This is a genomic window from Salipiger bermudensis HTCC2601, from assembly GCF_000153725.1.
Lineage (GTDB): Bacteria > Pseudomonadota > Alphaproteobacteria > Rhodobacterales > Rhodobacteraceae > Salipiger > Salipiger bermudensis.
Genome location: NZ_DS022276.1, coordinates 1,170,871 through 1,188,369 on the forward strand (window position 1 = coordinate 1,170,871; position 17,499 = coordinate 1,188,369).

At 67.4% G+C, this 17,499-nt stretch carries 15 protein-coding genes; 7 read left to right on the top strand and 8 right to left on the bottom strand.

What is annotated here, in order from left to right; genetic code table 11:
* The first annotated feature begins 48 nt into the window (after window positions 1-48).
* From R2601_RS05600 to R2601_RS05610, 3 genes are all read left to right on the top strand, one after another.
* On the top strand, window positions 49-1,050 hold the full coding sequence (locus R2601_RS05600; RefSeq protein ID WP_007794842.1) for a DctP family TRAP transporter solute-binding subunit: 1,002 nt from the start codon (window positions 49-51) through the stop codon (window positions 1,048-1,050).
* 65 nt (window positions 1,051-1,115) lie between these two features.
* Window positions 1,116-1,625 carry a TRAP transporter small permease gene (locus R2601_RS05605; protein WP_007794846.1) on the top strand — a complete coding sequence of 170 codons (510 nt, stop codon included), beginning with the start codon at window positions 1,116-1,118 and terminating at the stop codon, window positions 1,623-1,625.
* Between the two features lie 6 nt (window positions 1,626-1,631).
* Entirely contained in the window at window positions 1,632-2,909 is a 1,278-nt protein-coding gene (locus R2601_RS05610) for a TRAP transporter large permease (RefSeq protein WP_007794850.1), read from the top strand.
* A 356-nt stretch (window positions 2,910-3,265) separates the two neighbouring features.
* Here R2601_RS05610 and R2601_RS05615 read toward each other — a convergent pair whose 3' ends face one another.
* The 8 genes from R2601_RS05615 to R2601_RS05650 all read right to left on the bottom strand — a co-directional run bounded on the left by R2601_RS05615 (window position 3,266) and on the right by R2601_RS05650 (window position 13,065).
* Window positions 3,266-4,657, bottom strand: a complete 1,392-nt coding sequence (locus R2601_RS05615; protein ID WP_007794853.1) for a glycerol kinase — start codon at window positions 4,655-4,657, stop codon at window positions 3,266-3,268.
* Between the two features lie 3 nt (window positions 4,658-4,660).
* Window positions 4,661-5,878, bottom strand: a complete 1,218-nt coding sequence (locus tag R2601_RS05620) for an NAD(P)/FAD-dependent oxidoreductase (protein ID WP_007794855.1) — start codon at window positions 5,876-5,878, stop codon at window positions 4,661-4,663.
* On the bottom strand, window positions 5,875-7,269 hold the full coding sequence (locus tag R2601_RS05625) for an NAD(P)/FAD-dependent oxidoreductase (RefSeq protein ID WP_254656035.1): 1,395 nt from the start codon (window positions 7,267-7,269) through the stop codon (window positions 5,875-5,877). The genes R2601_RS05620 and R2601_RS05625 overlap by 4 nt, the downstream gene beginning before the upstream one ends.
* A gap of 289 nt (window positions 7,270-7,558) precedes the next feature.
* Window positions 7,559-8,332: a DeoR/GlpR family DNA-binding transcription regulator gene (locus R2601_RS05630; RefSeq protein ID WP_007794862.1), complete on the bottom strand. Its 774-nt coding sequence runs from the start codon at window positions 8,330-8,332 to the stop codon at window positions 7,559-7,561.
* Window positions 8,333-8,489: 157 nt separating this feature from the next.
* Window positions 8,490-9,284 (bottom strand): ethanolamine ammonia-lyase subunit EutC, encoded by a 795-nt coding sequence (eutC, locus tag R2601_RS05635; RefSeq protein WP_007794864.1) that lies wholly within the window; start codon window positions 9,282-9,284, stop codon window positions 8,490-8,492.
* A complete protein-coding gene (locus R2601_RS05640) occupies window positions 9,281-10,672 on the bottom strand; it encodes an ethanolamine ammonia-lyase subunit EutB (protein WP_007794865.1) in 1,392 nt (463 codons plus the stop codon). The genes eutC and R2601_RS05640 overlap by 4 nt, the downstream gene beginning before the upstream one ends.
* 216 nt (window positions 10,673-10,888) lie before the next feature.
* The gene (locus R2601_RS05645; protein ID WP_007794868.1) at window positions 10,889-12,331 is read right to left on the bottom strand and encodes a sensor histidine kinase; all 1,443 of its coding nucleotides are present in this window, start codon (window positions 12,329-12,331) and stop codon (window positions 10,889-10,891) included.
* A complete protein-coding gene (locus R2601_RS05650) occupies window positions 12,328-13,065 on the bottom strand; it encodes a response regulator transcription factor (protein ID WP_040544390.1) in 738 nt (245 codons plus the stop codon). The genes R2601_RS05645 and R2601_RS05650 overlap by 4 nt, the downstream gene beginning before the upstream one ends.
* A 211-nt stretch (window positions 13,066-13,276) precedes the next feature.
* On the opposite strand from R2601_RS05650, the gene R2601_RS05655 reads away from it, so the two are divergent.
* From R2601_RS05655 to R2601_RS05670, 4 genes are all read left to right on the top strand, one after another.
* On the top strand, window positions 13,277-14,521 hold the full coding sequence (locus R2601_RS05655) for an ABC transporter substrate-binding protein (RefSeq protein ID WP_007794874.1): 1,245 nt from the start codon (window positions 13,277-13,279) through the stop codon (window positions 14,519-14,521).
* A gap of 76 nt (window positions 14,522-14,597) precedes the next feature.
* Window positions 14,598-15,470, top strand: coding sequence for a carbohydrate ABC transporter permease (locus tag R2601_RS05660; RefSeq protein WP_007794877.1), 873 nt, complete (start codon window positions 14,598-14,600; stop codon window positions 15,468-15,470).
* The gene (locus R2601_RS05665) at window positions 15,463-16,377 is read left to right on the top strand and encodes a carbohydrate ABC transporter permease (protein ID WP_007794878.1); all 915 of its coding nucleotides are present in this window, start codon (window positions 15,463-15,465) and stop codon (window positions 16,375-16,377) included. Before R2601_RS05660 ends, R2601_RS05665 begins: the two co-directional genes overlap by 8 nt.
* A 5-nt stretch (window positions 16,378-16,382) precedes the next feature.
* Window positions 16,383-17,480, top strand: coding sequence for an ABC transporter ATP-binding protein (locus R2601_RS05670; protein WP_007794881.1), 1,098 nt, complete (start codon window positions 16,383-16,385; stop codon window positions 17,478-17,480).
* Window positions 17,481-17,499 lie beyond the last annotated feature (19 nt).

The following is a 17,499-nucleotide window of genomic DNA, read 5'->3' on the forward strand; positions in this document are numbered from 1 at the left end:
GGGATTCGCCCGGACACGACGCTAACGGGCCACCGAAGGAGACACGACATGACCTTTTCCAAACCCCTCGGCACACTGGTCGCTGCTGCGGCACTGAGCGCAGCCATCGCCGCCCCCGCCGCAGCGCGCGACATCAAGATCGGCCATTTCGGCGCCCCGGGCACCCCGTTCGATCAGGGCGTGCAATACTTCGCAGAGCAGGTCGAGGCGCTGTCGGACGGTGAATACACCGTCACCAACTTCCCCTCGGGCCAGCTTGGCAACGAGGCGCAGCAGATCGGCGCACTGCAGGGCGGCCTGCAGGAGATGCTGATCACCTCCTCGACCAACCTGATCAAGTATAACGAGCTGTTCCAGCTCATCGACCTGCCCTTCGCCTTCGAAGACGACGCCGCCACCGACAAGGTGCTGCTCGGCGACGTCGGTGAGGAGATGCTGGCCGGGCTCGACGGCTCGGGCATGAAGGGCCTGACCTTCATCGACAACGGCTTCCGCGACCTGTCGAACTCCGAGCGCCCGATCGAGAGCCTCGCCGACTTCGACGGCCTGTCGTTCCGCGTCATCGGCGCACCGGTGTTCATCAACACCTTCTCGGCGCTCGGCACCAACCCGGTTCCGATGCCCTTTCCCGAGGTCTACACCGCGCTCGAGACCGGCACCGTCGACGGTCAGGACAACCCGCTGATCACCGTGCGTGACGTGAACTTCTTCGAGGTTCAGGACTACCTGACCACCTCCAAGCACGCCTACTCGGCGCTGGTGCTGCTGGTCAGCCAGCCGTTCTGGAACAGCCTCTCGGACGAAGACAAGGCGATGCTGCAGGACGCAGCCGACGCCGCCGCGCTTGAGAACCGCAAGATCATGCGCGCCGCCGTCGAGGACGCCAAGGCGTTTCTGTCGAGCGAAGAAGGCGGCATGACCATTTCCGAGTTCACCCCGGAAGCCCGCGCCGAGATCGTCGAAGCGGTGGCCCCGGTGACCGAGGAGCTGCTCACCGATGCGATCCGTCCCCTCTATGAGGAGATGCAGTCCACTCTGGCCGCGGACTGATCGTATCGCCAAGGGGTCGGTGCCGCTCCCAGCGCCGGCCCCTTTCTTATTCAAGGAGACCCTGAATGCCTGTACTGCGCCTCGCCGAGAAACTGCTCGAGGCTCTCGTCGCCGCCCTGCTTTTTGCACTCGTGGCGATGGTTTTCGTCAACGTCATGCTGCGCTTCTTCATGAATTCCGGCATCGTGGTGACGGAAGAGCTGTCGCGGATCGTGCTGTCGATCCTGATCCTCAGCGGCGCCGTGCTCGCGTTGATCCAGCAACGCCACATCGCCATGACGCTGGTGGTCGACCGCCTGCCGAAAGGGGCCAAGAAGGCCGTCGTCGCGCTGACCGGGGCAATCATGCTCTACGGCAACTACCTGCTCGCCAAGGGCGCGTGGATGCAGGCGACGCTGAACTTCTCCTCCTCCTATCCGATTTCCGGCCTGCCCATGGCGACGATCTACGTCGTGGCCACCCTTGCCGGCGCCGCACTGGCGCTGGTCGTCGCGGTGCGCATGGTGCTGATCCTCTCGGGTCGCATGGAGCCGGAAACCTTCTTCCAGGCCGCTTCGGCCGATATCGCGGAGTGATCCTGCGTGACCTTTGTCGTTTTCCTTTCCGTCCTGATCCTCGGCATCGTGCTCGGCCTGCCCATCGCCTGGGCGCTGATCGCCTGCGGCATCGCGCTGATGATGCATCTCGACTACTTCAATGCCCAGATCATCGCCCAGAACATGATCCTCGGCACCGACAACTTCATCCTTCTCGCGATCCCGTTCTTCATCCTCGCCGGTGAGCTGATGAACCGCGGCGGGCTCTCACGCCGCATCATCGAGGTCGCCATGGCCGCCTTCGGCCACGTCTCGGGCGGGCTCGGCTACGTGGCGATCTGCGCTTCGCTGATCATGGCCTCGCTATCGGGCTCGGCCATCGCCGACAGCGCCGCGCTGGCCGCGATCCTGATCCCGATGATGAAGCTCGGCAACTACCCCGAGGGCTCCTCGGGCGGCCTGCTCGCGGCAGGCGGCGTGATCGCCCCGGTGATCCCGCCCTCGATCGCGCTCGTGGTCTTCGGCGCCATCGCCAACGTCTCGATCAGCGGGCTGTTCATGGCCGCCATCGTGCCCGGCACCCTGATGGCCGTGTCGCTGATCATCGCCTGGCGCTTCGTGTCGCGCGGCGGCGGCTTCCAGACGCTCGAGCGTCAGCCCCGCGCCGAGGTCCTGCGCGCGCTCTGGCGTGCCCTGCCGGCGCTGGTGCTGCCCATCGTGGTGATCGGCGGTCTGCGGGTCGGCATCTTCACCCCGACCGAGGCCGCGGTGATCGCCGCCGTCTACGCCGCGCTCGTGGGGGCGTTCGTCTATGGCGAGCTGACCATCAAGAGCTTCTACGAAGGGCTCGTCGAGGCCGGCAAGACCTCGGCCGTGGTGATGTTCCTGATCGGCACCTCGATGGTCTCGGCCTGGCTGATCACCATTGCCAACCTGCCGACCCAGGTGATCGCCTTCCTGCAGCCCTTCATGGGCTCGCCGCAGCTTCTGGTTGGCATGATCGTGGTGCTGACGCTGCTGCTGGGCATGGTGCTCGACTTCACGCCGCTCAGCCTGATCCTGATGCCGATCGTGATCCCGCTCGCCAAGGCCGCCGGCATCGACCTGGTCTATTTCGGCGTGGTCTTCACCATCGCCGGTGCGCTCGGGATGCTGACACCGCCGGTGGGCAACGTGCTCAACGTGGTGGCCGGCGTCGGCAAGGTCCGGCTCGACAAGATCATGGTGGGCGTTCTGCCCTTCCTCTTCGCCGAGCTCGCGGTGCTGGGCCTGCTGGTCGCCTTCCCGGTGATCATCACCGGGCCGCTGGACCTGCTTCGCTAGGTCCCGCCAAGACACCGCTCGGACCGAGTCTCCCCTAGGTCCGGGCACAAGCGCCGCTCCGCCCACCGGAGCGGCGCTTTTTGTTTGCACGAAGGGACGGGCCTAGCGGTTGCGCCCCGGCCGCCTCGGGGCCGCGACGGACAGGGGTGATCCCCCGTCTTGTCTCGCTCACCTCCCAAAAATCTCGGAGCTGCGCACGAGCGCCGTGCCTCCGGGCCGGTCTTCAAAGCTCGCATCCGGCGCGTCTCGTTTCCGGCGCATCTCCCCCCGCCCCTGCCGACAGGCCACAAAAAACGCCGGGTGGGAAACCCACCCGGCGCAGTGTTCGCGCGTTGCTGTCGAAACAGGAGGAGAGGTCAGCTCCGCCAGCCACGCGCGCGGGAGACCGCATCAGAGAACCGCGCCAGGCGCGCAGCCCGGTCGCAAGGGCGCGGCGTGACCACCGCGCGGGGCGCGGGAGAGGGCAGCGTGCCGCCAAGCCCCAGAGCGGCAAGCTGCGCCGCCCCCAGAGCCGTCAGCTCTTCGGTGCCGGGCAGCACGATTTCGGCCCCGGTCACGTCGGCGAGGAACTGGCAGAGATAGGCCGAGCGTGTCAGCCCGCCATCCATCGACAACCGCGCCACCGGCCCCATCCGGGCGATGACCTCGGCGGCGCGCAGGGCGACGCCCTCGATCAGCGCCTGCGCCATATCTTGCCGCGTGGTGGCCCCGGTCATGCCGATGAACAGCCCCGCGGCGGAGCCGTCCCAATGCGGCGCCGCAAGCCCTGCGAGCGCCGGCACGAAAGCCAACCCGCGGTCGATCGCCGCCGGGGCCTCGAACGCGCCCAACGCCTCGGGTCCGTCAAGCAGGCCGATGCGCATGGCCCATTCCACCGCCGCACCGGCGGCATGCACGCCGCCATCCACCGCGAAGGTGGTGGTCTCACCGACCTGCCATGCCACCGTGGGCAGCAAACCGCTGTCATCCTCGGGAGGCCGTGTTTCGCCGGTTACCGCGAGCGCGAAGGCACCGGTGCCGAAGGTGATCTTGGCATCGCCCGGCGCCCGGCAGCCATGGCCGTAAAGCGCCGCCTGCTGGTCGACCACCGCCGCCGTCACCGGCACTTCGCCGATGCAGCCAAAGTCAGCCACGGTCGGGCGGATCTCGGGCAGGCACTCGATCGGCACGCCGAAGAGCTTGCAGAGCTCCGGGTCCCACTGGCCCGTCTCGAGCGACATCAGCGAGGTCCGCGACGCGGTCGTCACATCGGTGCGCGCCTCGCCAGTCAGATGCTGCAGAAAGAACGCATCCGTGGTCCCGAGCCTCAGGCGCCCGGCGCGATGCGCCTGCTGCACCCGGCGATTGTTGTCGCAGAGCCAACCCAGCTTGGCGGCCGAGAAATACGGATCGAGCGGCAGCCCGGTGCGGGCGCGCACCATCTCGGCCTGCCCTGCCACGCCGGCGAGCGTGGCCTCGGTGCGGCGGTCCTGCCAGACGATGACCGGAGACAGCGGCTCGCCGGTCATCGCGTCCCAGGCAAGACAGCTCTCGCCCTGGTTAGAAAGCGCGATGGCCTCAACCTCGCCCGCAGCCTCGATCACCGCGCGCAGGTTGGCGAGCAGCTCTTGGGGGTCGTGCTCGACCCGGTCGGCCTCCGGGAAATGCTGTTCGTGCCGGACCGCATGCACGATCTCGGCCCGGCCGTTCTCATCGGCGACCAGGCCGCGCGTCGAAGTCGTGCCCTGATCGAGCGCCAGAATTCGCATGTCTCAGTCTTTCCTGTCCAGCCGCAGGGTAAGATCACCCGCCAAGGCGGCGGAATCCAGAGCCGGCACGGACAGCCGCACCGGCTGCTCGGGATAGCTGCGCACCGAACGCGCCGCGAGCTCACGCCCGCTCGCATCGCTCAGCACCACACGGCCGCGCACCGCACCATCGGTGCGGATGTTGAGCGTCGCCGCCGATCCGGCGCCGAGCCGCTGTGGCACGACGTAGCGCAGGCCCGCGCCCGGCACGATGCGCGCACCGGCTCCGAGCTTCGGCGTCTTGCGCAGATCCCTGAAGATCGTCTGAGCCGCGCGGCGGCCCTCGGCCCAGCAATGGCCGGCGGTCTCGACCGGGTGCAGCACGTTGCCGGCAACGAACACCTGCGGGTCGGAGCTGCGCCCGTCCGCGTCGATCTCGGGCCCCAGCGTGCCGGCATCCAGCGCCAGGTCGCTCTGCCGCGCCACAGTCGCCTCGGGCGTGAACCGCCCCGAGAAAACGATGCCGTCGCAGTCGAGACGACGCTCTTCGCCCTTGTGGCGCAGGCGCAGCGCCTCGACGCGCGGCCTGCCCTCGATGGCCAGAATTTCGGCCCCGGCGAGCACCGGCACGCCCATCAGTCGCGCCAGCATCATGTCGATGCGGCGGGTCTGCGGACGGTCGCGGGTCTCGACCATGGCAACCGGCTTGATGCCATGACGGCGGCAGGTCAGCAGCGCCGAAAGCGCGACGATCTCGGTCCCCACGATCACCGGGCGCGAGAACGGGCGCTTGCCCTCGAGATAGACCATCGATTGCAGCGCGCCGGTGTTCATCACGCCGACCGGCCGCACGCCCGGGGCAAGCAGCTGCGCGCGGGTGCGCTCGCGGTTGCCGGTGGCGATGAGCACCCGGCGCGCGGTGAGCGTCTGCGCCCCTGCGGTGGTGGCAAGCTCAAGCACGCCGCCGGGACGGATCGCGGTCACGGTGGTGTCGGTGCGGATCTCGACGCCGGCATCCTCGGCCGCCTGCACGAGCCGCCTTGCATAGGCCGGGCCGCTCAGCACGCGCTTGAACTCGCGCATACCGAAGGGCGGGTGGCCACAATGGCGCGGAATGCCGCCGGCCTCACCGAAGCGCTCCAGCACCACCACGCGGCGCAGGCCCAGCTTGCTCAGCTCGAGCGCCGCGCCAAGCCCGGCGGGGCCGCCGCCGACGATGGCCACATCACAGGTCGTGTTCATGACGCGTCCTCCGGCAGGATCGGCGTGCGCAGCTTGCCCTCGGCGAGACTGGCGATGCGCCCGAGGCAGTTGAACCCCTGGCAGCGGCCCATGGCGCAGCGCGTGCGGCGGCGCAGTCCGCCGAAATCGCCCGGCGGCAGCTGGCTGTCGAAGGCGGCGCGGATTTCGCGCGCGGTGACCATCTCGCAATGGCAGACGATGCCGTCATGCCCCGGGATCTGGTAATCGCGCGGCAGGTGCTCGGCGAGGTTCGGCATCGAAGGCGCCATCGAATCGTTGGGCTTCGACCAGGCCAGAGAGTGGCTCTCGCTCCAGAGTGCGAAGACATGCCGGGCGATGCCCAGCGCCGCGGTGAGACCGGTCGACCGAATCCCGCCAGCGCAGTAATAGCCCAGATCGGCATCGGCATGGACGCGGTATTCCTTGCGCTCGGAGGCGGGGCGCAGACCGGCATAGACCGCCGTCACCGGCATATCCTGTAGCGCCGGCACCAGCTCCACGGCCTTGGAGATCAGCATCTCCAGCTCTGGCGTTGTCACGTCGGGGCGGTCGCGCGCCTCCTGCTCCTCGGCGGTTGGACCGACCAGCAGGTTGCCAAAGGCGGTGCGGGTCAGCACCACGCCCTTGGTGCGCTCATTCGGCACCGGCAGCAGGATGGTGCGCAGATGCTGCGATGCCGCCTTGTCGAACACCACGAACTGGCCCTTGCGCGGGCGGATCTCGAAGGACGGCGTACCGGTGAGGATCTCTTCCACCTTGTCACCGTAGAGCCCGGCGCAGTTGACCACGGTCTTGGCCATCAACGAGCCCGCGCCAGTCTCGAGCTGCCAGGTGTCGCCGTCACGGCGCGCCCCGGTGAGCGGCGCGTTGAACCGGAATTCGGCGCCAAGCGCCTTGGCCTGCGTGGCGTAGGCCAGCGGTGCCGACCACGGATCAATGACATGCTCACGCGGGACCAGCAGCGCGCCACGCACATGGCCCGCAAGCGCGGGCTCGCGGGCCAGCGCCTCATCGCGGCTGATGATCCGCGTGTCGGTCACCCCGTTGCCCTGGGCCTGCGCCAGCAGATCGGGCAGGCGCGCTTCCTCGTCCTCGGTCCAGGCCGCGACCATCGCGCCGGTCTCGAGCACCGGCAGGTTCATCGCCTCGCGGATCTCCATGTACTCGTCATAGGCGTCCTGCATGCAGCTGAGCTCGAGCGAGCCCGGCGGCGCGTCGAAGCCGGTGTGCAGGATCGCGCTGTTGGCCTTCGAAGCCCCAGAGAGGATGTCGGGCGCGGCCTCGAGCACGCAGACCCGCGCCCCTTCGAGCGCGAAACGGCGCGCCATGGCGCAACCGACCACCCCTGCACCGATGATCGCAACATCCATTTCGGCAGAAAAATCAGCCAAGCCTCGTCTCCGTCCTAGAATCGTACCGCCGAGCTCTCAGAGAGACGGGCAGCTTTTCCTGAACGTGCATAATTTTGACCGAATCCACAATATTGACTAGCGTAAAATCCTCAGTTTCCGCCAATTCGGTCAGAATCTGCGGCAATTTTCGGCAGACCAAGCTCACAGCCCGGGGAATTTCGGTGCATCACGACCCAGCTCGCCCGGCGTCCGACCAAAAGAAAACACCGGGCACGGCGACGTGGCCCGGTGTCGTTCGCTGCAGTCCGTGCGGACGGGAACCGCCGGCTCAGGCGATCACCACCTCGACGCCTGCCTCGGCCAGCGCTTCGGCCATCTCGGGCTCGGGCGCGCGATCGGTCACCAGCCGGTCGACCGCCGAGAGCGCCGCGACCTCGAACACCGCCGCCCGGTCGAGCTTCGTGTGATCGGCCAGTACCGTGAGCTTGGCGCTGCGCGCCACCATCGCGCGGGCCATCTCGGTTTCGCGTAGATCGTAATCCATGATCTCGCCACGCGTCATGCCGCCGATGGTGAGCACCACGTGCTCGGCCTTGAAGCGTCCGAGTTGCTCGATGGCGAGCGCTCCCAGCGTCTCGCGCCCCTCGGCGGCGATCTCGCCGCCGAGCAGGTAGAGCCGGTGATGGCCTTCGGGGCGTGCCAGCAGCCCGGCGATCTCGGGCGAGTTGGTGATCACCGTGAGCCCGCGCCGCCGCGCCAGCGCGCGGGCGAAGGCGATGGTGGTGGAGCCGGTATCGACGAAGATCACCGCGCCCTCGTCGAAGAGCTCGGCGGCACAGCGCCCGATGGCGGTCTTCTCCGCGGTCATCGTCACCATGCGGGCATCGAACGGCCCCTCGGTGAGGCCGCTGTCGGTGAAGCTCGCGGTCTTGCGCGCGCCACCGTGGAACTTGCGGATGCGCCCCGCGGTGTCGAGCTCGTTGAGATCCCGGCGGATGGTTTCACGTGACGTCTCGAATTGCTCGGAAAGGGCATCCACATGCACCTCTCCGCAGTCCTCGACAAGCTGTACGATCGCCTCGCGGCGGGCGGCCGGTTTCATGCGGCGTCCTTTCTGGTTGCGCATTTCACTCCGGCCAGAACCCTAGATCCGGTCACAGAGCGCTGCCTGTTCCCACGTTCTGACCCAAGGACGACGCGGCTGCAACGGGGTTCGCCCCGCGCCTGCCGCTTCGTAACCGACAGATCAGACGGCATTTTCATCCCTCGACCTGCGCCGAGGCATCGACCGTGACGGTGCGATCCTTCAGCCCGACGCCCGAGAGCTGCAGCTTGAAGGCCTCGCGGGTCAGCCACGCGGCGCGGTAGGCGGCATCCTCGTAGCTCTGCCCGCCGGGGCGGACGTTGGAGATACAGTTGCGGTCGGCATCGGTGCGCCCGACCTTTGGCGCCCATGTCAGGTAGAGACCGAGACTGTCCGCGGCCGACAGGCCCGGGCGCTCGCCGATCATCATCACCACCAGCTTCGCGCCGAGGATGGCGGCGATCTCGTCGCCGATGGCGACCCGGCCCTGCGTCGCAACCACCGGCGGCGCGACGCTCAGGCCGGCCTCGGCCAGCAGCGGCCTGAACGCCTTCAGGAAGCCCGGCGCCGATTGCTGTGTTGCCAGCGACGACAGCCCGTCGGCCAGCACCAGAGCCACGTCCGGCGCGGTGGCGGGGCGGATGGCCTCGACCCGCGCGACGGAAGAGGCGTCCAGTCTGCGCCCCCAGTCGGGGCGTTGCAGGTAGGCGGGGCGGTCGGGCGCGCGGCTCTCCACCCGCAGCAACGGCTCGCCGAGATCGGCCTCGAGCGCGTCGAGATCGAGCGGCGAGTGCACCGCGGTGCGGGCCTGCGCGTGGGCCATCTGGAACTCGAGATTGCGCGCGGTCGAGAGCGACACGCCGGTACGCCCCAGCGCGATCCGCGCCGAGGTGTGGCGGCGCAGCCCGGCCCAGGGATCTTCGCTGCGCTGAAGCGCGGCGGGATCGGTCAGATCGGTCGGTTTGGTCATTGTGCCTCCAGGAGCGACATGCGTTTCGACAGCGCCGCGGGCGGCTGGCGGGCCGGGCTGAAGGCGCCGTCGGAGGCCATCAGCCCCATCTTGTCGAGCCATTCCTCGAATTCCGGGGCGGGGCGCAGGCCCAGCACGCGGCGCGCATAGAGCGCATCGTGGAACGACGTGGTCTGGTAGCTCAGCATCACGTCATCCGAACCGGGGATGCCCATGATGTAGTTGATCCCCGCCGCGCCAAGCAGCGTGAGCAGCATGTCCATGTCGTTCTGATCGGCTTCGGCGTGGTTGGTGTAGCAGATGTCGCAGCCCATCGGCACGCCGAGCAGCTTGCCGCAGAAATGGTCCTCGAGTCCGGCACGGATGATCTGACGCCCGTCATAGAGGTATTCCGGCCCGATGAATCCCACCACGGTGTTGACCAGAAGCGGTTCGTACTTCCGCGCCACCGCGTAGGCCCGGGCCTCGAGCGTCTGCTGGTCGACGCCGTGATGCGCGTCGGCAGAGAGACACGAGCCCTGCCCGGTCTCGAAATACATGCAGTTCTGACCGACGGTGCCGCGCTTCAGGGACTGCGTCGCCTCGTGACCCTCGGTCAGGATGTCGAGATTGATGCCGAAGGACGTGTTGGCCGCCTCGGTGCCGGCGAGCGACTGGAAGGTCAGGTCGACCGGCGCGCCCTCCTCGATGGCGGCCATGGTGTTGGTGACATGGCTCAGCACGCAGGATTGCGTCGGGATAGCGTATTCCTGGATCACCTCGTCGAGCAGGTGCAGCAGCTCGACCGTGGCGTGCAGGTTGTCGGTCGCCGGGTTGATACCGATCACCGCGTCGCCGGAGCCATACATCAGCCCGTCGAAGGTCGAAGCGGCGATGCCGCGCAGGTCATCGGTGGGGTGGTTCGGCTGCAACCGGGTCGCGAGACGCTTCTCGAGGCCGAGCGTATTGCGGAACGTCGTCACCACGCGACACTTGGAGGCGATGAGGATCAGATCCTGCGCCCGGCAGAGCTTGGACACGGCGGCGGCCATCTCGGGGGTCAGCCCCGGGGCCAGCGCCGCCAGCGCGGCGCTGTCGGCGGCATCCGAGAGCAGCCAGTCGCGGAAATCGCCGACTGTCATGTGGCTTACCGGGGCGAAGGCGGCCTTGTCATGGGTGTCGATGATCAGCCGGGTCACCTCGTCCGCTTCGTAGGGGACGACCACCTCGCTCAGGAATGTCTTGAGCGGGACATCGGCCAGCGCGGCCTGCGCCGCCGCACGCTCGACATCGGTGGCCGCGGCGATCCCGGCCAGCTGATCGCCCGAGCGCAGCGGGGTGGCGCGCGCCATCAGGGTTCTGAGATCCGGGAACCGGAAAAGCTCGGCCCCGACTTGATGGCTGTACATGTCAGCCCTCCGTTCAAATTAAGCGATATGCGCCGAGGCGATGTGCGAAGGCGCGGTCTTCCCAGTGCCCGTTCGGGCAGATTAGCATGAATCAAGTGCCCGAACGGTCTTTTGTCGAGTGTTAGGCGAGGTTTCGCGCCCGGTCCATTGCGCGCGGCCCGCGAGAGCGGCACTGAAATGCAAAGCGACGCTTATTTGGGCAAAACGAGAGGCCCCTCAGGCACGGCGGATGGTAAATACCGCGCGCAACCCGTGCGGGGCGGTCTCGAAGCGCAGCTCGCCGCCATGCATCATGGCGATCGTCGAGACAATGCTGAGCCCGAGCCCGGTACCGTCGGTGAAGCGGGCGTTCTCGCCGCGGCGGAACGGCGCCATCAGCGCCTCGATCTCCTCCAGCGGGCGGCGACCGCCTTCGTCCTCGACCGAGATCGTCGCCATGTCGACCCCGGCCTCGAGCCGCACCACCGCGCGGCGTCCGTATTTCAGCGCGTTGTCGATCAGGTTCGACAGCGCCCGCTGGATCGAGACCGGCCGCGCGGTCACGATGATGCGGTGCTCCCCGGCGATCACCTGCGACGACCGCCGCGAGGAGAACAGCGAGCGCCCGCCCTGCACCGTCACCGGCGCGCCCTCGGCCAGGCTCACCGGGTGGCCCATGTCCTGGTAGTCGTCGACCAACGCCTCGACCAGCGCGCCGAGCGACAGCTCGCGCGGCTCCTCGACGTTGAGCTCGGCGCGGGTCAGCGTGAGCACGCTCTCGATGATGCCGGTCATCCGGTCGATGTCGGTCTCGAGCCGGGCGCGCAGCTCGGCATCCTCGATCAGAGCGCTGCGCAGCCGCAGGCGGGTGGCCGGTGTGCCAAGGTCGTGGCTCACCCCGGACAGCACCACCGCGCGCTCTTCGAGGCGCTGGCGCTCGGTCTCGAGATAGGTGTTCACCGCGTCGACGATGGCGCGCAGCTCTGCCGGGCCCTCGGCCTCGTAGCTCTCGGGACCACCGAGCTGACGGCGGGTGCCGAGCGCACGGGCGAAGCCCGCGAAGCGCGCCGCGGTATCACTGACCAGCGTGAAGATCACCGCCGCCGCGAACAGCCCCAGCGCGATGGCCGGCAGGCGCAGGTCGGTGGGCGCCGCCGCGCAGCCCCAGAGATCGCCGCCCTGCACCCGCAGCCACTGCCCGTTGCCCGGCTTGGCGAGGATCAGCGGCTGGCTGCAATAACGCGCCATCAACCTAGTCAGCTGGCCCAGTGTCTCCTCGGGGCGCTGCCGGGGATGGGTGACGAGATCCGCCACCCGGTATTGCAGATCGTCCGAGACCACCACGAGGCTCAGCCCGGCGCCGCCCGTGGCGTCGGGAAGGATCGGCGCGATGGTGAGATAGGCCGGGCGGGGCAGCCCGCTGATGCGCGAGAACTCCCCGGCCTCGGCCAGCGCCTGGTCCTGCGCCGCGAGCGGCGTGATGATGATGCCCTCAGGCGCGGTGGCGCCGCGCGACAGCGTGTTGTAGAGCAGCGTGCCGTTGCGCTCGGCCTGGGTGAGATAGCTGCTCCAGCGCGCCTGCGTCACGCCCCACATGGTCGCCACCAAGAGCCCCGCCGCCATCGCCGCGAACATCAGCAGCGCGCCGCTGTCGCGCAGGCTGAGGCCCCAACGACTCACGCGTCTTCCGAGGTCACGTCGGCGGCGAAGACATAGCCCACGCCGCGCTCGGTGCGCAGCATCTGCGGCTCCTTCGGCGCAGTCTCGATCTTCGAGCGCAGCCGGCCCACCAGCACGTCAATGGCGCGGCCATGCGCCTCGTCGTTGTGATCGCCGTCGCCGGTCACGTCGAGCGCGGCGGCGATCTCCTCGCGGGTCAGCGGGATATGCGGGTTGGCGAGGAAGGCCTGCAACAAGGCCGTCTCGCGGCGCGACAGCGCCACCTGGTAGCCGTCGGGCGAGAGCACCTCGTTGCGCTTGGCATCGTAGCGCCAGCCGTTGAAGCGGAAGGTCCTGGTGCGGCGCCTGTAGGCCAGCGAGGCCGAGCGCCCGGCCCGCGCCAGCACCGCGCGCACCCGCGCCAGAAGCAGGTCCGGATTGAAGGGCTTGGCGATGTAGTCGTCGGCGCCAACCTCGTAGCCCGCCATGCGCTGGTGATCCGCCGACAGCGCCGAGACCATGATGATCGGTACGTCCTGATCGCGGCGCAAGGCGGCACAGATCTCGAGCCCGCTCTCGCAGCCCAGCATCACGTCGAGCAGGATCAGGTCGATCCGCCCCGCCGACATCGCCGCCTCGATCTCGGCCAGCGAGGCCGCGCCCAGCGCCATAAAGCCGTGCTTGCGGAGATACTCGGTCATCATGTCGCGCATCTCGTCATCGTCATCGACAACCAGCAGTCTCGAGATGCTCACATGATCCTCCTTCACGTTCGCCCAGAAGCTGCGGCGTTCTATCACGCGCAAGGGAAATTCGCGAGCCTGTAACAGGTTGTAACAAGAACGCCCAAAATCTCATCCTTTGGGCGCAAACAGCCCGGGCAATACTCTTGCGCGAGTCAGGCACCGAGGCGCAAAATTGCGTCAGCGCTGCCGGACCGGCAGTCTAGTTTGGGAGGACTACACCATGAAATATACCACTCTGGCCGCGATTTCGTCGCTGGCCCTCTCCGTCGCGACCATCGGTCATGCCGAGCCTCAGGCCGAGGTGCTGCACTGGTGGACCTCGGGCGGCGAAGCCAAGGCGGTCGGCGTCCTGCAGGAAGAATTCGCCGAGAACGGCGGCAGCTGGACCGACATGCCGGTCGCAGGCGGCGGCGGCGACGCGGCGATGACCGCGCTGCGCGCCCGCGTGCTCTCGGGCAATGCGCCCACCGCCGTGCAGCTCAAGGGCCCGGCGATCCAGGAATGGTACGAGGAAGGCGTTCTGGCCGACATCTCGTCCGTCGCCGACGCCGAGGGCTGGGCCGACATCCTGCCCGCCTCGATCGCCGGGCACATGAAGTGCGAGGACACCTGGTGCGCCGCGCCGGTCAACGTGCACCGGGTCGACTGGATCTGGGCCAACGCCGACGTGCTCGAATCCAACGGCATCGAGATGCCGACCACCTGGGACGAGTTCAACGCCGCCGCCGAGAAGCTTCAGGAAGCCGGTGTGATCCCGCTCGCCCATGGCGGCCAGGCCTGGCAGGACGCCACCGTGTTCGAGACCGTGGTCCTTGGCCTCGGCGGGCCGGAGTTCTTCCAGAAGGCGCTGGTCGATCTCGACCCGGAAGCGCTGACCTCGGACACCATGAAGGCCTCGTTCGACCAGATGCGCACCCTGCGCGGCTATGTCGACGACAACTTCTCGGGCCGCGACTGGAACCTCGCCACCGCGATGGTGATGAACGGCGAAGCCGCGTTCCAGATCATGGGCGACTGGGCCAAGGGTGAATTCCTCGCCGCCGGCAAGGTGCCGGGCGAAGACTTCCTCTGCGCCTCCACTCCCGGTGACGGCTACCTCTACAACGTCGACAGCTTCGCGATGTTCAACGTCGATGGCGACGACAAGAAGGCCGGCCAGGACCTGCTTGCCAAGCTGATCGTCGGGCCGAACTTCCAGAAGGTGTTCAACATGAACAAGGGCTCGATCCCGGTGCGGACCGACGTCGCCCTCGACGAGTTCGACATGTGCGCGCAGAAATCGTCCGAGGACATGACGGCCGCATCCGACAGCGGCGCGCTTCTCCCCTCCTATGCCCATGGCATGGCGCTGCGCGGCGCTCAGGCCGGTGCGATCACCGACGTGGTGACGGCGCATTTCAACTCGGACATGTCCTCTGACGAGGCGGTCCAGATGCTTGCCGACGCGGTCGCCAACTCGATGTAATCCGGGCCCGGCCCGACACCAGACCAAGACCCGTCCCGCCCCGTATCCCGGGGCGGGGCATTCAGGGGAGGATATCATGGCCAAGTGGTTCGAAACCCATTTGCCAAAGATCGTGCTGGCGCCCAGCTTCATCGCGATCCTGATCTTCGTTTACGGCTTCATCGCATGGACCGCATGGGTCTCGCTGACCCGCTCGCGCCTGCTGCCGAGATACGAGATCGAAGGCTTCATCCAGTACGACCGCCTGTTCGCTTCGCCGCGTTGGGACACGGCGATGAACAACCTCTACATCTTCGGCGCGCTGTTCATCGGCGTGTCGATGATCCTCGGGCTGATCCTCGCGATCCTGCTCGACCAGCAGATCCGCGTCGAAGGGGCGATCCGCACCATCTATCTCTACCCGATGGCGCTCTCGATGATCGTCACCGGCACGGCGTGGAAATGGATCCTCAACCCGGGCCTCGGGCTCGAGGCGATGGTCAAGGGCTGGGGCTACGAGAATTTCACCTTCGACTGGCTGGTGAACCCGGACATGGCGATCTACACCGTCGTGCTGGCGGCGATCTGGCAGAGCTCGGGCTTCGTCATGGCGCTGTTCCTCGCCGGGCTGCGCTCGGTCGATACCGAGATCATCCGCGCGGCGCAGATCGACGGCATCCCCACCTGGCGCGTCTATGTCTCGATCATCATCCCCTCGATGGCGCCGATCTTCCTGTCGGCCTTCATCGTGCTCGCCCACCTCGCCATCAAGGCCTTTGACCTCGTCATCGCCCTGACCGGCGGCGGACCGGGCTACGCCACCGACCTTCCCGCCACCTACATGTACGCGATGGCCTTCTCGCGCGGTGACATCGGCCAGGCCGCGGCCTCGGCGATGATCATGATGCTCGTCGTCTTCGCCATCGTGGTTCCCTATCTTTATTCCGAACTGAGGGCGCGCAATGACTGACGTCTCCGCAACCCCCGCCCCCGCCGCCACCTCCGAGCGCCCTCGTGGCCGCTCCTTCGGCAAGATCGCCCTGCGCTGGCTGCTCTACATCGTGCTCGGCCTGTTTGCGCTCTACTACCTCATGCCACTCTTCGTGATGCTGACCACCTCACTCAAGAGCCTCGAGGAGATCCGCACCGGCGACCTGCTGTCGCTGCCGCGCGAGCTCACCTTCGACGCCTGGCGCACCGCCTGGTCGGAGGCCTGTACCGGCATCCAGTGCGAAGGCGTGAAGCCGTATTTCTGGAACTCGGTGATGCTCGCCGTTCCGGCGGTGCTGATCTCGACGCTCTTGGGCGCGATGAACGGCTACGTGATCGCGCAGTGGCGTTTCCCCGGTGCCAACATCATCTTCGCACTGATGCTGTTCGGCTGCTTCATCCCGTTCCAGGTGGTGCTGCTTCCGATGGCGCGGATGCTTGGCCTCATGGGCATCGCAGGCACCATCCCGGGGCTGATCTTCGTGCACGTGATCTACGGGCTCGGCTTCACCACGCTGTTTTTCCGCAACTACTACGTCACCATCCCGGTCGAACTGGTGAAGGCGGCCAAGGTGGATGGCGCGGGCTTCGTGCGGATCTTCTTCGCGATTTTCCTGCCGCTCAGCATCCCGATCATCGTGGTGAGCGTGATCTGGCAGTTCACCCAGATCTGGAACGACTTCCTGTTCGGCGTGTCGTTCAGCCAGGCCGGCACACAGCCGGTGACCGTCGCGCTCAACAATATCGTCAACTCGACCACCGGCGTGAAGGAATACAACGTCGACATGGCCGCCGCGATCATCGCCGCCCTGCCGACCCTCCTCGTCTACATCGTCGCCGGCAAGTACTTCATCCGCGGTCTGACCGCCGGCTCCGTCAAAGGATGACCCCCATGGCCCCGATCCTCGAAATCAACAATCTCTACAAGAACTACGGCGCGACCGAGGTGCTCAAGGACATCAACGTCTCGATCGACAAGGGCGAGTTCCTCGTGCTGGTCGGCCCCTCGGGCTGCGGCAAGTCCACGCTGCTGAACTGCATCGCAGGTCTCGAGCCGATCTCGGGCGGCACGCTCCGGATCGACGGGCACGACATGACCCATGTCTCGCCCAAGGACCGCGACATCGCCATGGTGTTCCAGTCCTACGCGCTCTACCCGACGATGAGCGTGGCCAAGAACATCACCTTCGGCATGAAGGTGCGCGGCGTCGATCCCGAGACCCAGAAGAGCAAGCTTGCCGAGGTCGCCCGACAGCTGCAGATCGAGCCCTTCCTGAACCGTCGTCCCGGCCAGCTCTCGGGCGGTCAGCGGCAGCGGGTCGCCATGGGCCGGGCGCTGGTGCGCGATCCCAAGCTGTTCCTCTTCGACGAGCCGCTGTCGAACCTCGACGCCAAGCTGCGGGTCGAGATGCGCACCGAAATCAAGACCCTGCACCACAAGCTCGGCGCCTCGATGGTCTACGTCACCCACGACCAGATCGAGGCGATGACGTTGGCAACCAAGATCGTCGTCATGAAGGGCGGCATCATCCAGCAGATCGGCTCGCCCTCTGAGATCTACAACCGCCCCGCCAACCTCTTCGTGGCGGATTTCATGGGTTCGCCGGCAATGAACCTGATCCCGGCCAAGACCCAGACTGGCAGCGGCGGCACGATGATCGAGATCCAGCGCCCGGATCTCGAGCCGATCCGGCTCACCGATCCGCGCGCCCGGGGCCTGCCCGAGGACATCATCCTCGGCCTGCGTCCCGAGGACATCTCGGAGCCTGGCTTCCGGGTGGGCGAGCTGGTGCAGGAAGCGCCCTGCAAGGTCGAGATCGTCGAGCCCGCGGGCGCCGACACCTACGTGCAGACCCGGCTCGGCGGCAAGCCCCTGACCGCGCGCCTGCATTCCGAGACCGAGGCGGCGCCGGGCACGGTGCACAACCTCGCCTTCGACCTCGCCAAGGTGTCGTATTTCGAGCCCGAAAGCGGCAAGCGCATCAACTGATCCCCGGGCGGGGCCGCCT

Bases quoted from the DNA above. Each gene is read 5' to 3' on its own strand.
- R2601_RS05600 (WP_007794842.1), top strand. From the start codon at position 49: ATGACCTTTTCCAAACCCCTCGGCACACTGGTCGCTGCTGCGGCACTG.
- R2601_RS05605 (WP_007794846.1), top strand. From the start codon at position 1,116: ATGCCTGTACTGCGCCTCGCCGAGAAACTGCTCGAGGCTCTCGTCGCC.
- R2601_RS05615 (WP_007794853.1), bottom strand. From the start codon at position 4,657: ATGCGAATTCTGGCGCTCGATCAGGGCACGACTTCGACGCGCGGCCTG.
- R2601_RS05620 (WP_007794855.1), bottom strand. From the start codon at position 5,878: ATGAACACGACCTGTGATGTGGCCATCGTCGGCGGCGGCCCCGCCGGG.
- R2601_RS05630 (WP_007794862.1), bottom strand. From the start codon at position 8,332: ATGAAACCGGCCGCCCGCCGCGAGGCGATCGTACAGCTTGTCGAGGAC.
- eutC (WP_007794864.1), bottom strand. From the start codon at position 9,284: ATGACCAAACCGACCGATCTGACCGATCCCGCCGCGCTTCAGCGCAGC.
- R2601_RS05640 (WP_007794865.1), bottom strand. From the start codon at position 10,672: ATGTACAGCCATCAAGTCGGGGCCGAGCTTTTCCGGTTCCCGGATCTC.
- R2601_RS05655 (WP_007794874.1), top strand. From the start codon at position 13,277: ATGAAATATACCACTCTGGCCGCGATTTCGTCGCTGGCCCTCTCCGTC.
- R2601_RS05660 (WP_007794877.1), top strand. From the start codon at position 14,598: ATGGCCAAGTGGTTCGAAACCCATTTGCCAAAGATCGTGCTGGCGCCC.
- R2601_RS05665 (WP_007794878.1), top strand. From the start codon at position 15,463: ATGACTGACGTCTCCGCAACCCCCGCCCCCGCCGCCACCTCCGAGCGC.
- R2601_RS05670 (WP_007794881.1), top strand. From the start codon at position 16,383: ATGGCCCCGATCCTCGAAATCAACAATCTCTACAAGAACTACGGCGCG.